At 48.1% G+C, this 14,550-nt stretch carries 13 protein-coding genes and 1 pseudogene; 10 read left to right on the top strand and 4 right to left on the bottom strand.

Translation table 11 applies throughout. The annotated features are described in order from the left end of the window. Nucleotides 1–33: 33 nt before the first annotated feature. Nucleotides 34–690, bottom strand: coding sequence for a histidine phosphatase family protein (locus NGM66_RS10975; protein WP_258115668.1), 657 nt, complete (start codon nucleotides 688–690; stop codon nucleotides 34–36). 251 nt (nucleotides 691–941) lie between these two features. Next, entirely contained in the window at nucleotides 942–2,798 is a 1,857-nt protein-coding gene (locus NGM66_RS10970) for a cation:proton antiporter domain-containing protein (RefSeq protein ID WP_209280004.1), read from the bottom strand. A 760-nt stretch (nucleotides 2,799–3,558) separates the two neighbouring features. On the opposite strand from NGM66_RS10970, the gene helD reads away from it, so the two are divergent. From helD to guaA, 4 genes are all read left to right on the top strand, one after another. Then, the gene (helD, locus tag NGM66_RS10965; RefSeq protein ID WP_258115667.1) at nucleotides 3,559–5,853 is read left to right on the top strand and encodes an RNA polymerase recycling motor HelD; all 2,295 of its coding nucleotides are present in this window, start codon (nucleotides 3,559–3,561) and stop codon (nucleotides 5,851–5,853) included. Nucleotides 5,854–6,513: 660 nt separating this feature from the next. Continuing rightward, nucleotides 6,514–7,437: a type I pantothenate kinase gene (gene coaA, locus NGM66_RS10960; protein WP_208909119.1), complete on the top strand. Its 924-nt coding sequence runs from the start codon at nucleotides 6,514–6,516 to the stop codon at nucleotides 7,435–7,437. A gap of 11 nt (nucleotides 7,438–7,448) precedes the next feature. Next, a complete protein-coding gene (locus NGM66_RS10955; RefSeq protein WP_208909120.1) occupies nucleotides 7,449–8,039 on the top strand; it encodes a hypothetical protein in 591 nt (196 codons plus the stop codon). Between the two features lie 121 nt (nucleotides 8,040–8,160). Then, the gene (gene guaA / locus NGM66_RS10950) at nucleotides 8,161–9,702 is read left to right on the top strand and encodes a glutamine-hydrolyzing GMP synthase (RefSeq protein WP_373418490.1); all 1,542 of its coding nucleotides are present in this window, start codon (nucleotides 8,161–8,163) and stop codon (nucleotides 9,700–9,702) included. 170 nt (nucleotides 9,703–9,872) lie between these two features. Here the strand turns inward: guaA and NGM66_RS10945 are convergent, their stop codons facing one another. Continuing rightward, nucleotides 9,873–10,211, bottom strand: a complete 339-nt coding sequence (locus tag NGM66_RS10945) for a helix-turn-helix domain-containing protein (protein ID WP_208909122.1) — start codon at nucleotides 10,209–10,211, stop codon at nucleotides 9,873–9,875. A 441-nt stretch (nucleotides 10,212–10,652) separates the two neighbouring features. Here NGM66_RS10945 and NGM66_RS10940 point away from each other — a divergent pair, with 441 nt between their 5' ends. Then, the gene (locus NGM66_RS10940; RefSeq protein ID WP_208909123.1) at nucleotides 10,653–11,699 is read left to right on the top strand and encodes a hypothetical protein; all 1,047 of its coding nucleotides are present in this window, start codon (nucleotides 10,653–10,655) and stop codon (nucleotides 11,697–11,699) included. 40 nt (nucleotides 11,700–11,739) lie between these two features. On the opposite strand, the gene NGM66_RS10935 is transcribed toward NGM66_RS10940, so the two are convergent. Further along, nucleotides 11,740–12,078 (bottom strand): helix-turn-helix domain-containing protein, encoded by a 339-nt coding sequence (locus NGM66_RS10935; RefSeq protein WP_245155320.1) that lies wholly within the window; start codon nucleotides 12,076–12,078, stop codon nucleotides 11,740–11,742. Nucleotides 12,079–12,304: 226 nt separating this feature from the next. On the opposite strand from NGM66_RS10935, the gene NGM66_RS10930 reads away from it, so the two are divergent. The 5 genes and pseudogenes from NGM66_RS10930 to NGM66_RS10910 form a co-directional block, all read left to right on the top strand. Next, nucleotides 12,305–12,448, top strand: coding sequence for a hypothetical protein (locus tag NGM66_RS10930; protein ID WP_208909124.1), 144 nt, complete (start codon nucleotides 12,305–12,307; stop codon nucleotides 12,446–12,448). Between the two features lie 341 nt (nucleotides 12,449–12,789). Further along, a pseudogene (locus NGM66_RS10925) lies at nucleotides 12,790–13,299 on the top strand (C39 family peptidase); the annotation flags it as partial. Between the two features lie 33 nt (nucleotides 13,300–13,332). Beyond that, nucleotides 13,333–13,791: a hypothetical protein gene (locus NGM66_RS10920; RefSeq protein ID WP_208909126.1), complete on the top strand. Its 459-nt coding sequence runs from the start codon at nucleotides 13,333–13,335 to the stop codon at nucleotides 13,789–13,791. A gap of 55 nt (nucleotides 13,792–13,846) precedes the next feature. Next, nucleotides 13,847–14,323, top strand: coding sequence for a hypothetical protein (locus tag NGM66_RS10915; RefSeq protein ID WP_258115666.1), 477 nt, complete (start codon nucleotides 13,847–13,849; stop codon nucleotides 14,321–14,323). Between the two features lie 77 nt (nucleotides 14,324–14,400). Beyond that, on the top strand, nucleotides 14,401–14,550 hold a 150-nt coding region (locus NGM66_RS10910; protein ID WP_258115672.1), incomplete at its 3' end, for a transposase domain-containing protein.

Raw genomic sequence — 14,550 nt, 5'->3', positions numbered from 1 at the left:
CGCGCCCCAATCTCGTTGCCAGCAATGGCTAGGCTATTTCACTTTACCCGTCGTGTTGTTGTAATCATTAACTTTGTATTTACCATCGGTCACGGTGATCTTCGTGATACTGCCGTTGTCGACCGGTACGGAAACGTCGATGTCCGAGTACTTGGACACGATGCTGCGGATGGTCGTACTGTGGGTCGCAATCAACAGGCGGTCGCCGTCACTGGCTGCCACGATTGCGCGGTCCAAACCGGGTTGAACGCGCGCCCAGAAAGCGTCATTGTCTTCCGCGTCGCCAAATGGATCTTGGGCGTGGAACATGTCCTTGGTCTTTTCAATCGTCAATTTGGCAATCATGGCGTTGAAAGAGTCCAGGCCCACCGGTGTGCCCAGCGTGTGCCAGGTGAAGCCAGTGTCGAGTCCTTCGAAGTAACCAAAGTTTTCTTCGCGGAAGGCGGGTTCCGTGGTCAGTGATACGGGGGCTTGGTTGGCGGCTAAGATGTTCTTGGCCGTGTTTTGGGCCCGCGTAGTATCACTGGCGTAGGCGGCCGCAAATTTCACGTGCGCTAACCGCTCGCCGGCACGCTTGGCATCGGCGATTCCCTTCGCGGTCAGTGGGGAGTCGGACCAGCCTTGGATCCGGTGGTACTTGTTCAAATACGTTTGGCCGTGACGCACCAAATAAAGTTCAACTGTTGCCATCACTCAATCTCTCCTTTGCTTAAAACCAAAATACGCGGGTCTGGGACAAAATTTTCGGACCCTTTGTGTCTCCGGATATCTGGTGTTGAAACCTGGGACAAAAGGCAGCTGGTTCCGCTTAAAACTAATAATCAAACAATCCAAGTTCAGAATTATTTGATTATCAGCCTTAATGCTCGCCAGCTAATCGCCTTTTTTCCCACTCTCATAAGGATCTTACCGTTTTAACGGTCTTCACCAGTGTAACAGTTCTAATTCAGAATGCCTAGTTCGCGCCGAATTTCACGAGCGGTTTCGGGACTACTGGTGAAAATGATGCGGTCATTGAATTTTAAGGTGGTACTGCCGGTTGGCCGGACAAAATGGCCTTCGCGGAAAATCTGACTGATGGTGATGTCTTGCACGAACGGCAGGCTGTGAATCTCCTGTTCCGTGTAACGGCGGTTGCGCAGGGCCACTTCGTAGACGGCCGAGGTCGAGGACGTCAGTAGGCGCAGTGTCGTTGGTGCCTCGATCAGGCTCCGAAGCATGGCAATGTTGACGTTTGGCGTGTTGTAGACCTCGATGCCCAGGTCGGTCAGCTCGTCTTCACGGGCGTCCAAGACGTTGCGGTCCTCGAAGCGCACGATGACGCGTTTGACCCCATAGGCTTTAGCCGCCTTGGCCAACTCGTAGTTCTTGGTGGCGTTGAAATGTCCCAAGACCACGATGTCGGCATCGAAGGCGTTTTGATCCTCGACGTAATCGGCATCTAAGGAATCCAATAGTTTCGCATTGACCTCCGAGTTGTACGTTTTGAAATTAGCCGGTTTGTCGGTGTACATGGTGATATCGTACCAGCTCTTGGCCAACTGTTGGGCGACGGGCACCGTGAGCAAGTTGGTGCCGATGAAGTGGACCGTCGATTTCTTCAGGTCCTCGGCTTCGGCGGAATAGCCCGTGTTAAACAGCAGTGGACCCAGGACACAGGTCAAAATGGCGGCCAGCAGAAAGGCACCGGATTGTTGGCTGGTGACGACCTTCATGGATTTGGCGACCTGCAAGACAGCCAGGACCATGGTGATGGTCGCAGCGGAAATGGCGGTGCCGGCAAAGGCGTTGCCCCGTTTGAAACGTAAGCGTAGCACGAAGTAAACGGCCGCCTTGGCCAACAGGTAGGCCACGAAGAAGGCGGGAATCAGCAACAGGGTTGCCGGGTCGGCCAGCAGGGTGCGCAGGTTCAACTCGGCGCCGCTCATCATGAAGAAGATGGGGATGAAAAAGCCGTAGCCGATGCCGTCGAGTCGGACCATGGTGTCCTCGTGCGGTTGCAGCAATTTCATCACGATGCCGGCCACGAAGGCACCCAGAATACCCTCGGCTCCCACGGATTCGGCGATGACCACCAGGCTGAAGATCAGGAAGAAGGCCAGGCGAATGTCCAGTTGGGTCGTGGACTTGTTGATGCTTTCAAAGAAGGTAAAGAATGGCTTGAACCGGCGGAATAACACACCGGCCGCCAGGAAGACCAGTAACAGCAGCCATAGGGATTGGCTGTTGTTGCCAAAGATTGATGCGTAGACGGTCAGGGAAAACAGCGGCACGATTTCACCCAGAGCAGCAATCAACAAGACGGTCTGGCCAAAGGGTTTGCTTAACAGTTCCTTTTCCTTGAGTGTGGCAATCACGATGCCTAACGAAATGGTCATGAAGATGATGGCTGCTAACCACGGATCCTTGAACAGCCCAGTCCATTGGCAAATGAAGCCGAGTAGCAGGGACGTGACCATGATGGCCACGTAGCTGGTGACCGCCAGAAAGACTGGCGAATACTTCGGCGCACTACCAGCCACCTTGGCGGCCAGGGGCGTCTGCGGTTTCTTACGCCGGTTGAACAGACTAAAGTCGATCTCCATCCCACTCAAGAACAGCAGGAAGATCACGCCGGTGTTCGACAGTAAGGACAGCGTCGAATTGGCGTGAACAACGTTGAGCACACTGGGCCCTAACAGGATACCCACGAGAATCTCCACCACGGCGGTCGGCAGGACGGTCAGCTTGAATTTGGCCATCACTAACGGCGTCACCAGGGCGGCAGTTAAAATAATTAATAAGGAAAATTGATCCATAGAATCACCCCCGCAAAAAGTCCCCTCCATTATAGCAAAGATGCTGGTAAATAAGTGATTTGACGACGGGCACTTTACTTTATTTATAGGCTGAATGAGTGTAGAATGGTAAGTCGAATTATTGTGCTAAAACCTGTTACCGCCACCATTGATTGCACATTGTAATTGGCAACGTAGTCAGTACTGGGCGCCTTGCCGTTCGCTAGATATGAGTCGGAACGCTGTGGGCGGACGGGCCGAGCCAAAGTGCGGTCTCGACCCTCAGCTTGGAGCCGGTAAATCGCGTCTCCAAGCTGCCAGTTTCCTAACCAGCAAAGACCGCTACTTAGGAAACTCCCACGGCTGAACTCATACCTAGCGAACTATCGGCTCCGGTAGTGATCACCACCAACGCTGGCGTGAATTGTGAGAGTTGGCTACTGTGTTGTGGTGAGCCACAATCGTGCCGGAGGAGGCCAGGAGTGTAGCCAGCTGTGTCGACGGTGTTGGCTGGTGTTTTTTACCAGCCTACAGCGTGGGGCGACTTCGAAGACTCGCGGGTTTGGCGAGGCTTTGAAGCGAACCGGAAGCCCGTTTCTCAGGCTGAAGGTGTCCCCCATAGCAGGCGGAACCCCTGGCAGCCGTAGGCGACTGGCTCGCGCGAACGGCAAGGCGGCCAGCACGGACAGTGTAACCAACCGTGACAGAACGGTGAAAGGTTAGCACAAGACTGATAATTCGCAGCAGGGTAGTTTGCCCAGTTATTTGAGGAGGGATTGGCTTGCCAGATTCAATCAAGGCCCACGAGCAAGAACATTTAGACGCGGTGGTCGCAAAGATCAAGACCGCCGAAAAGGAAGCTAAGGAACGGATCGACGTTGCCGAAAGTGACGAAGCCGGGATCCGCAAGAACTTCGTCAACGATTTGCGCATCAAGACGGATAGTTACGAAGGCTTGCTGGAAACAGCCCTGTCCGTGCGGCAGCAGCAACAGTTGTTGGCTGAACGGCAGAACAGTTGGCAACACGCCACCACGGAACTGAGTACGTTGCAGCGACTGGAGAAGAAGGCTTATTTCGCCCGAATCGATTTTCAAGAGGGCCCCAAGGCCAAGGTCGAGACCATTTACATTGGGCTGGGCTCATTTTCCGATTCGCCAGACCATTTCCTGATCTACGACTGGCGGGCACCCATTTCGAGTATCTATTACGACGGTGAACTGGGCAATGTCAGCTACCAGACACCCGATGGCGAACAGACTGTGGATGTGAAATTAAAACGGCAATTTCAAATCGAAGACGGGACGATCGTGACCCTCTACGATACCGACCAAACCGTGACGGACCAAATGCTCCTGTCCGCGTTGAGTGAACATTCTGATACCAAGATGAAGAGCATCGTCACCACGATTCAAAAGGAACAAAACCAAATCATTCGGGACACCGGTTCGGACCTCCTGTTCGTGCAGGGGGCCGCGGGTTCCGGGAAGACGGCGGCTATTTTACAACGGGTCGCCTTCCTGCTGTACCGCTACCGGGGCCATTTGAACGCGGGTCAGGTCATGCTCTTCTCGCCGAACCAATTATTCAACGACTATATCGACCAGGTGCTCCCAGAATTGGGCGAGCACAACATGGTCCAGATGACCTACTACCAGTACGCGGGTCGTCGCTTACCGAAGATTGAAGTGGAAACGTTGGCCCAACGCTTTGGCGAGACCAACACGCCCGCACAAAAGAAGATCAACCAGATGAAGGGCAGCCTGGCATTTTTCGATGCCGTGACGGCCTATGCGGACCATTTGGAAAGCACCGATATGGTCTTCCGGAATATCAAGTTCCAGGGTGAGATTTTCATCACTAAAGAAAAAATTCAAGAAATTTACTACAGCTTCAACCGCAACTACCACTTGGGGAACCGCCTGCAGGCTACCAAAGAAGCCCTGATTCGCATTTTGAACCGGCGCATCAGTAGTGAAATGAAGACGCGCTGGGTGGAAGACGCCATCCAGGACCTGAGTAAGGAAGAGTTGGATTCGCTCTACGGGGATGACCCACGGGAATTCGACTCGTCCGAAAAGGAAACGCAATTCCTGTCGCGCAAGATCGTCATGAAGGCCTTCGAACCGATTCGTAAGGCCATTGTGCGGGCGCGGTTCCTAAGTATCAATAACCAATACGTTCACATGCTGCGCGATATGCCGAACCGCATTGACCTCAGTGAGTATCACATCACGGCGGCCGACTGGAACGCCAGCGTGGAAGAATCTGTGGCCAAGTTACGCGACCACCGGATGCAACTGGTCGACACCACGCCGTACCTGTATTTGTACGACAAGATGACCGGGAAATCCGGCGAACGCGACATGCGCTACGTCTTCATGGATGAAATTCAGGACTACAACGCCTTTCAACTGGCCTTCCTGAAGTTCAGCTTCCCGCGGGCGCGTTTCACCATGTTGGGTGACTTGAACCAGGCCATTTTCACCAAAGAAAATAGCCGTACGCTGCTGCAGGAATTGAGTACCATGTTCGATCCTGACAAGACACGGGTCGTTCAGTTGACCCAGTCGTACCGGTCGACGCAACAGGTCACCGACTTCACCAAGCACATCTTGAAGAACGGTGAGGCGGTCACGGCCTTCGCTCGGGAAGGGGAACTGCCAACCATGGCGGTCGCGGAAAACGAAGAAGCGGCCCTGCAAAAGGTGATTGCCCAGATCAAGCAAAACGAAGAAGAGGACGAAACGACGGCCATCATCGGCAAGGACCTGGCGGATTGCCGTGAGTTGACGCAGCGCCTGAAGGACGCCGGGGTCGCCGTGACGCTGATTCAATCCGAAAACCAGCGGCTGGCACCAGGGACCATCGTGGTGCCGTCCTTCCTGGCCAAGGGACTGGAATTCGACGGCGTCATCGTCTGGCACGCTTCGGCCAGTCGTTACCACGCCGAAGACGAACGGCAGTTGCTCTACACGATTTGCTCACGGGCCATGCACCGCTTGAGCGTAATCGGCGTGGGCGAGCTGTCACCGTTGCTGGCGGATGTCCCAGAAAATGAGTATGAGATGGTTTAGGCTGACATCAGGAGTCGTGCCCGTCTCTGGGGTGTGTGACCGCTAATACGAGTCGCTTGAACCTTAACGAGTCTCAAGGAGTAGCTACTAGTCACGTTTGTCAGTGACCGGGCTACTCCTTTTGTGTAGTAGCGGCTAAAGGTTCTGTACGTTAGCGCGAAGCTGACACTATTGTTGACCATCAAGCTAGCTAGAGTCATTGACTCGTCAAGAAATTCACTGGTTAGTGGTAGTCACATATTCCCCTGGAACAGTATAACGGTAGGGATAGCCAAATTAGCTTGGCAATCACCAATCGTAGCCGAGAGTTCGTCAACTATGGGCTCAGCCGTGGGAGTTCCCTTAGCGGCGCGGGCCATGGCGCTTAGGAAACTGGCGTCTTTGAGACGTGCATTTCGGCTCAAAGCGAGGGCGAGACCGCACTGTGGCTCGACCGGTCCGCCCACCGCGTTCCAGTCCCATAGTTGACGAACGGTAGGCGGCCAGTAACCACAATCGTCCGCCGCAGAAAACTTATTTGGCCGTAGCCTTATCTGCGGTATAATAGGACTTAATTGTGTCAGAGGTTGTGGACCACAACAAATCGCGGCGCCGTGAGTTTGCCGGCGCGGGCGGGGGCCACAACGCTGTGTACTTAGAAATCAAAGTAGAGGTGTCTCCATGAGTGATCCCATCAATTACAATGCATTTACCCGGGCGCAGTGGCGGGCGTTTTCCGATGACGCGACGTTGCCGCTGACCCAGGAGAGTTTGCGGCAGATCAAAGCGTTTAACGACCGCATTTCCCTGCAAGATGTTCAAGACGTGTACATTCCGCTGGTGCATTTATTACACTTAGAATTCGACCACTATCGCCAGCTCCAGCGCGACAAGGCCAGTTTCTTGCAGCAGCGGCCGCGGCGAGTGCCCTTCATCATTGGTATTGCTGGGAGTGTGGCGGTCGGCAAGAGTACCGTGGCCCGGCTACTGGAAGTCTTGTTGAATCACTATTTTGAGGGCAAACGCATTCAGCTGATTACGACCGATGGCTTCCTGTACAGCAATGAGGAGCTGAAAAAACGCAATCTCATGGCGCGTAAGGGCTTCCCGGAGAGTTATGACATGTCAGCCTTGATTCAGTTCTTAAACGACGTTAAGGCCGGCCAGGAGCTGATTAAGGCCCCCGTATACTCCCACAAGGTCTACGATATCGTGCCAGACCAGTTCGAGTACATCGTGCACCCGGACGTCTTGATCGTTGAGGGGATCAATACCTTGCAATTGCCGACCAATGAACAAATTTATGTCAGTGATTTCACGGACTTTTCGTTGTACGTCGACGCTGACCCGACGCTGATTGAGAGCTGGTTCTTGGAACGGTTTGAGTTGTTGCTAGAGACGGCCTTTCAGGACCCGACCAACTACTATTATCCGTATACCATCGTCGACCACGCCGAGGCCATTGCCAAGGGCAAGCAGGTCTGGCGCGACATTGACCTGAAGAATTTGGAAGAATACATTTTACCGACGCGCAACCGGGCGGATATGATTCTGCATAAGACGTTCCATCACCGCATTGATCGGTTGTTGCTGCGGAAATACTAGGGGGTGGAACCATGCTGCGGGATGCGACGCGCGTTGATGCGGATGCCGTGGCGCTGTTGGTGCTCCATGAACTGGAACGGCGACAGCTGCGCCGGTTACGCCGCGTCAGTAAGGAACAACTCTCACAAATGTTATTTGTCGGCTACCATCAGCCGGCCTTTCGCTACGGCTATCCGCAGGCGCGGGTGTACCAAAACCAAGGTGTCGCGGTGGGCGTGGCGTATGGCTACCCGGCTGCGGTCGAGGCCACGCTGGATAACCGGTGGGCCAATTTATTTGCCCGCCAACAGCTGACGCCGCCCCAACAGGACGTGGTGACCCCACGGGCCTTACCAGACGAGTGGTATTTGGACTTGTTAACGGTCCGTAACCGCTCTAAGGGCAAGACCTACCAGCAGAAATGGTTCGATGAATGGCTGCTGGGCGACGCGATTCACCGCGCCCGGTTGAGCGGGGCACCCGTCATTGGGATGGACGTCCGCCCGGGGAGTGCCCTGGCCAGTCTGGCCACCGAATTTGGCTTCGTGGCCACTGCCCGTCGGCGTTTGGACCGGCAGACGTACTACCATTTACGCTTAAAGCTGACGCCCCAAATTAACTAACCGGGTGAACTGATTCTGGTGCGATTTGGGCCAAATGGCATTGACCAGCGTGGCAGAAATCTGTATGATATAACCAATGTTGAAAAGAAAAGAAAGGGTGAATGGCTTGGCAAACGTTGATATGTCCAAATTCGATAAAATTATCGTCTTGGACTTCGGAAGTCAATACAATCAATTGATTACGCGCCGGATTCGTGACATGGGCGTTTACTCTGAATTAAAGGCGCACACCATGAGTGCCGCCGAGATCAAGGCTTGGGGCCCCAAGGGGATCATCTTCTCCGGGGGACCAAACAGTGTGTACGATAGCTCGGCCTTTAACGTCGACCCTGAGATCTTCAAGCTGGGAATTCCAATCTTGGGCATCTGTTATGGGATGCAACTGATGGCTCACAGCTTGACCGGTGGGAAAGTTGAATCCGCCGATAACCGGGAATACGGCCGCGCGGACATCACCGTGTTAAGTGATGACGCCAAGCTCTTTGCCGGCACACCCAAGGAACAAACGGTGTGGATGAGCCACGGTGACTTGGTCACCCAAGTGCCGGATGGGTTCGAACGCGTGGCAACGAGCGAAAATTGCCCGATTTCTGCCATGCAAGACGTTGACCGGAACTTCTACGGGATCCAATTCCACGCGGAAGTCCGCAACACGGAATTTGGTAACGACATCTTGAAGCACTTTGCCTTTGACGTCTGCCACGCAGAAGCCAACTGGTCAATGGATGACTTCATTGATCTGCAGATCGAACACATCCGTGAAACGGTCGGTAACAAGCGCGTACTCCTCGGTCTGTCCGGTGGGGTCGATTCCTCCGTCGTGGGCGTGCTCTTGCACAAGGCCATTGGGACGCAACTGACCAGCATCTTCGTTGATCATGGCCTGTTGCGTAAGGGTGAAGCCAAGCAAGTCATGGACAGCCTGGAAGGCAAGTTCGGCTTGAACATCGTCAAGGTGGATGCTCAGGAACGTTTCTTGAGCAAGCTGGCTGGCGTCACGGAGCCCGAAAAGAAGCGGAAGATCATCGGCAACGAGTTCATCCAAGTCTTTAACGACGAGGCCCAAAAGCTCGATGGTATCGACTTCTTGGCCCAAGGGACGCTCTACACCGACGTAATCGAAAGTGGGACGGACACGGCGCAAACCATCAAGTCTCACCATAACGTGGGTGGGTTGCCAGAAGACATGCACTTCCAATTGATCGAACCACTGCGCTCCTTGTTCAAGGATGAGGCGCGGGAACTGGGCGAAAAGCTGGGGATGCCAAGCGACTTGGTTTGGCGGCAACCGTTCCCGGGTCCTGGTTTGGGCATTCGGGTCTTAGGCGAAATCACCCCAGAGAAGTTACAAATCGTTCGCGATAGTGACTTGATCTTGCGGGAAGAAATCAAAAAGGCCGGCCTCGACCGCGATATCTGGCAATACTTTACGGTCTTACCAAACATCAAGAGTGTCGGTGTCATGGGCGACGGCCGGACCTACGACTACGCAGTCGGCATCCGTGCCGTAACATCCATCGACGGCATGACCGCCGACTTCGCCCGCATTCCGTGGGACGTCTTGCAGGACATTTCTGTCCGTATCGTAAATGAAGTGGATCATGTAAACCGCATCCTTTATGATGTTACGAGTAAGCCGCCTTCGACTATTGAATGGGAATAGATTTTATATCCCACTTAGATAGAGATTGTTGAGAATCAAGGATTCTACTGGGTGTTAATACACCGAAAAGATAGATAAAACGACATAGTTGTTTGCCAAATGTTTGCCAAAGACAAACCAATGTCGACGTAAAAATGCTTCGTATCGTTTATTTTGATACGAAGCATTTTTTATATTTCATTTAGAATGTCGGAAAAGGATTTTGCAATTTTGTCGGCCTTAACTGGATTCATGTTCTCAAATTGTTTAAGCAAATAATTTACGTTGGGTGGAAGCTCTGGGGTTATGTTTTCGACATCTGTACTTTTTAACAACTGAGAGACATCGGTATCAAGTGTTTGAGCGATTTGATTTAACTTCTGAACACTAATATTTTGATGATTCGTATGTTCTAATCTTGAGATGAAGTTAGTGGAGAGGTGACTATATTCTGCTAATTTTTCTTGGCTTAATCCCAACACCTTTCGTCTAGCTCGAATGTTCTCCCCAATGATAAGGTTAATATCCATATTCGCAATACCCCACTATAAATTGATGTGTATATCTTGAATATAGTTGCTTTCAATACACTATTTAACAACTTATAGTACCTGATTGAAATCGAACATATATATTCGATTTTTTTGAATATAATTGCTTGCGGTGTGGTATAATTTTGTTTGTATGATATTGTTTGAAAAATATTAATACAATTGACTTTAGCAGTGAATATGTAAGAAGACAATTCATGAGCCCTAAAGGCCTCTGTTATCCCTTATTTGAGTATGAAAGCTTTATTAAAGGAATGTGGTTAGAGACTAGGCTGTAGAGTTCATACGCCATGTATGGGGCAGTCATAGGCTTTTATATTGTGGGGTAGTATTTGAAGAACAGCATACACGAAGGTTCAACTGAGTCAGTTATATAATTCACCTAATCAGGGGTGAAAATACTTAAAGGAGAAGGTCAATATGAACAAAAGACTGAAGAAATCGTTATTGATTTCGGTTGCTGCGTTATCTTTAGGAGTTGGATTTACCGCTGTAAATGAAACAGCCACAACAACAGTTATGGCTGCTAAGAAGTATAAAGTTATTAAGACTAAGAAACTAAAGAAGTATCGAGTTTCCTATAAACATAATGGTCCAGTTTATAGTAAAGCAAATCTTTCTAAGAAGCGGACCACACTTAAGAAGATCAAGAAAGATAAGTTGTATGTGACAAAACAAGAAACTGTCCGTAAGCACAAGAAGAGTGGTAAGGCGTATAATTCTCGTTATCTATACGTAAAAGATATCAGTCATTCTAAAAAGAGTGGTTGGATTCATAATTCTAATCTGAAGAAATACAAGAAGAGTAATAAGGACAATTCAACAGCAAATGATAACCAACAACAATTAGAAGGTCAAGACTACATTGATTCAATTGTTTCTCAAGATAATCCTGATAAGAATATCAAATCTTATAGTTATTCAAAAGGTGTAGATATTGCCAAGAGTAAATTCATCAGTTTTGTGAATAGTGAGCGTGCTAAGGCTGGAGTTCCAGTTTGGATTCATGATAGTGGTGATCAACAAGTTGCTGATATTCGTGCTGAACAGTTAGCTAAATTAGATAATCAAAGTCATTATACAAATCCTGATACAGATGAATTTGTCTATTATCCAAATTCATCTACTAAGATGCCAATGTTCAATAAAGTTGAAAATGATCTAGGTTTTCTTAATAATCCTTGGAAAAATTCGATGTTAACTCATTCTAATGAATCAGTTGGTGAATTAGGAGACCTCAAAGATGGATATGGAAAGATTACTGATGATTCAATTGAGAGTGGATTGGTCAACGGACTATATAGTATGATTACTTATGATGAACCTAATGGTGATGGTCATAAAGACATGTTATTGAATAATGATTTAAAGTATTATGCTGTTGGAACTTCTAGTCGAAAGAACATCAATGGTGAAAATGAAGCATACGTTGTGATCATCTCTTCAGATGCTCCATTGCAAAAGTAATTTAAAGGAGAAGATCAATATGAAAAATACGAGGCACTTTTTATATTTCATTTAGAATGTCTGAAAAATGTTTTGCGAATCTATTGGCCTTACTTGGATTCATATTTCCAAGCTGTTTAAGCAAATAATTTACATTGGGTGGAAGTGAAGCAGAATCTTGTTCAGTACTTGTGTTTGTTAATAGTTGTGAAACGTCAGTATCAAGTGCATGAGCGTTCTGATTGAGTTTTTGAATGCTTATATTTTGATGATTGGTGTGTTCTAGTCTTGAAATGAAGTTAGTGGAAAGATGACTATATTCTGCCAGTTTTTCTTGGCTTAGACCTAATTGTTTACGTCTGGCTCTAATGTTTTCTCCAATAACGAAATTAATATCCATGTTCACAGTACCCCACTATATAGTGATGTTGATATCCTGAATATAGGTACTTTTAGTGCAATGTTTAACAACTTATATTAATTAAATCAGTTCATACTTATATTGAGTTGATTTAATAATGTGATTTTCATGTGGTATAATTTTGTTTGTTTAAGTTAGGTATGTCTTGATACTACATTCAAGTACTTAAACGTAATGGATTTAATATTACAGGGGGTCAAAATACGTGGATAAACAATTTTATAATGATAGAATTCTAGGTGCTGATGGACATGAACAAATAATTCAAGTAACTGATAGATTTATTCAGTTTGATGATGGAAGCATCCCTTTGAGAAAAGTTAATGCTATTGATCTTCAGCTTTTTTAGAACTCCTTTTCCCAAAGGAAGTGTCTGGAGTATTCTAATAGCTCTTGTAGTCCTGTTCTTTGGTATATCAGGGATGGTTAGTTTGGTTGGAATAGTATTATTGGGAATTGGTGTCTACAGGGTATACGCATGGTTTAAGAAGGGGACGTATGGATGTCTTATGTTTGAAACTTCATCTGGACGAAATCATAGAATTAGTGCAAGGTCATCTGACATTAATAGGTTGAAAACGTTGCATAATTACTTGTTGGATTTTGTTGGAGAACTTTAACGGGGGTATTTGCATTGAGTTTAAGTGAGGAGCGGTTTAATGAAAAAGAGAAGTTTGGTTAAATTTACATTATTATCGTCAGTTATTTGTGTATCATTCTACTGCTTGTGAAGCAGCAAGTCTCAAGATGGCACTGTCTGTAAAAGGGATTGCATTGAATACAAGTCTCAAGAAGATCATTACTGACATGCCTAAGAGTAAGAATGACCCGAATAAGGGATTTGTAGGAAATCCTTACAAGGACAGTCCTAAGGGAGTCGTATGGACAATCTATCCTAAGCCATTGATTAAATATGCGCAGACCTATGATAAAGAGGTGGCAAACATCACGGGAGCTTCAAAGAATCAGCTCATTAGTGAAGTAAAGCATGGTAATGCGGTGGTTTTCTCTGGTGCGTGGAATATGGATAGTTATCGCCCGTATCACGTCTTGGCATTGGTTGGCTATCAGAAGGGGCATTTCTTGGTCGCAGATCCCTATATGAAGCAAAGTTGGCCAGGCAAGACTAAGTGGTTCGCCACTAAGAAAGTCATGTCTGTGTATAAGAACCGGCATGCGCGGGCGGTGGTTATTCGATAACATTGTGAATTAAATAAATAAAGGAGGAAAGATATGAGAAAAATGTGGTTATTACTAGTACTGGCTACGACCTTTGGCTTGGCCGGTGGGACGACTGCGAACGCGTCAGCTTGGCATCATGGGAGTTTTCCTAAAGCTGTTCGTGGATATTGGCATATGTATATGGGGAAGGGAACTTCGGCTTTGGCCATGCAGTATCACTACACTAAAAGTGTTCAAGATACCGATATGTATGGAAAAGTTAATGGTCGGTGGAAAAACGGTCCATTTAATCCATCTAACTCATACAATGGTTCCATCCGCTATAAAGTGATTGGACATCATAAATACTATTTCAAAGCAACTAAGAAAGAAAACAATAAATGGTACTTAGGGGCCGATCGAATGGTTCTTACCAGGAGGGGGCATCATAAGTTGACGATGAAGCTACACTTTAAGGAGGGTCAACATAAATGGTTAAAGCTTACTTATTACGCGGGGAGAGTTAAGTAAGTCGGTGTCTAACGAATAAGTTACGAATTAGGAAAGCTTACCTACGAATTTTGAAATGGAGAAGAAAACGATGAATATTAAGCAAATTTGTATCAGCACACTAACAGTATTCGCAATTACGGGCATTACCGTGGTCACGCCGACAACTAACGCGGCAGCTAAACGGGCAGTTGCACCTAAGTCCATGCGCGGAACTTGGCAAACTCGTCTTGGAAAAAATAGAGTTGAGAAACTTAAAATCACGAAGTACACCTTTAGCGTGAACGACTACAAAAATGGAAAGGTAGAAGGTAGTGGCTGGATGGTTGGCGACAAGAAAGATAAACACTCAACCAATCCATTTAACGGGAAACCAATGTACATTAAGAAAGATAAAAAGGGATATACATTTATCGGCAGAAATGTAATGGGTCAGCGTTGGCATCTGAAGCGGGTCACCCACAAGAAGCGTCAAGCCTTGCGTGATGACGGGTGGGCATACAAATCATTTGGTGAGAAACCAGTTGTATCTTACTATTATCGAGTTAAGTAAAATTTTTTATAGAGAGAAGTTACTTGTTAATTTAACAATGTTTTAGTACTAGTCCTGCCGGAGCTACGGCAATTTGGATGACGCTAATTGAATCCGCTAAGGCTAATGGCGTCAATCCACGCGACTACGTGACTTACCTATTAAATGAAGTGCCACAACTCCCAGATTTTGCGAAAAAAGAAGATCTGGAAGCTTATTTACCATGGAATTATCAATCGAAGCTTGAT

This window comes from Levilactobacillus yiduensis, assembly GCF_024718525.1.
Classification (GTDB): Bacteria; Bacillota; Bacilli; order Lactobacillales; family Lactobacillaceae; genus Levilactobacillus; species Levilactobacillus yiduensis.
The sequence above is the reverse complement of the archived record's forward strand: the minus strand, read 5'-3'. Positions and strand labels throughout refer to the sequence as shown.

Coding starts and splice junctions, on each gene's coding strand:
- NGM66_RS10975 (WP_258115668.1), bottom strand. CDS start 690: ATGGCAACAGTTGAACTTTATTTGGTGCGTCACGGCCAAACGTATTTG.
- NGM66_RS10970 (WP_209280004.1), bottom strand. CDS start 2,798: ATGGATCAATTTTCCTTATTAATTATTTTAACTGCCGCCCTGGTGACG.
- coaA (WP_208909119.1), top strand. CDS start 6,514: ATGAGTGATCCCATCAATTACAATGCATTTACCCGGGCGCAGTGGCGG.
- NGM66_RS10955 (WP_208909120.1), top strand. CDS start 7,449: ATGCTGCGGGATGCGACGCGCGTTGATGCGGATGCCGTGGCGCTGTTG.
- guaA (WP_373418490.1), top strand. CDS start 8,161: ATGTCCAAATTCGATAAAATTATCGTCTTGGACTTCGGAAGTCAATAC.
- NGM66_RS10945 (WP_208909122.1), bottom strand. CDS start 10,211: ATGGATATTAACCTTATCATTGGGGAGAACATTCGAGCTAGACGAAAG.
- NGM66_RS10940 (WP_208909123.1), top strand. CDS start 10,653: ATGAACAAAAGACTGAAGAAATCGTTATTGATTTCGGTTGCTGCGTTA.
- NGM66_RS10935 (WP_245155320.1), bottom strand. CDS start 12,078: ATGGATATTAATTTCGTTATTGGAGAAAACATTAGAGCCAGACGTAAA.
- NGM66_RS10920 (WP_208909126.1), top strand. CDS start 13,333: ATGAGAAAAATGTGGTTATTACTAGTACTGGCTACGACCTTTGGCTTG.
- NGM66_RS10915 (WP_258115666.1), top strand. CDS start 13,847: ATGGAGAAGAAAACGATGAATATTAAGCAAATTTGTATCAGCACACTA.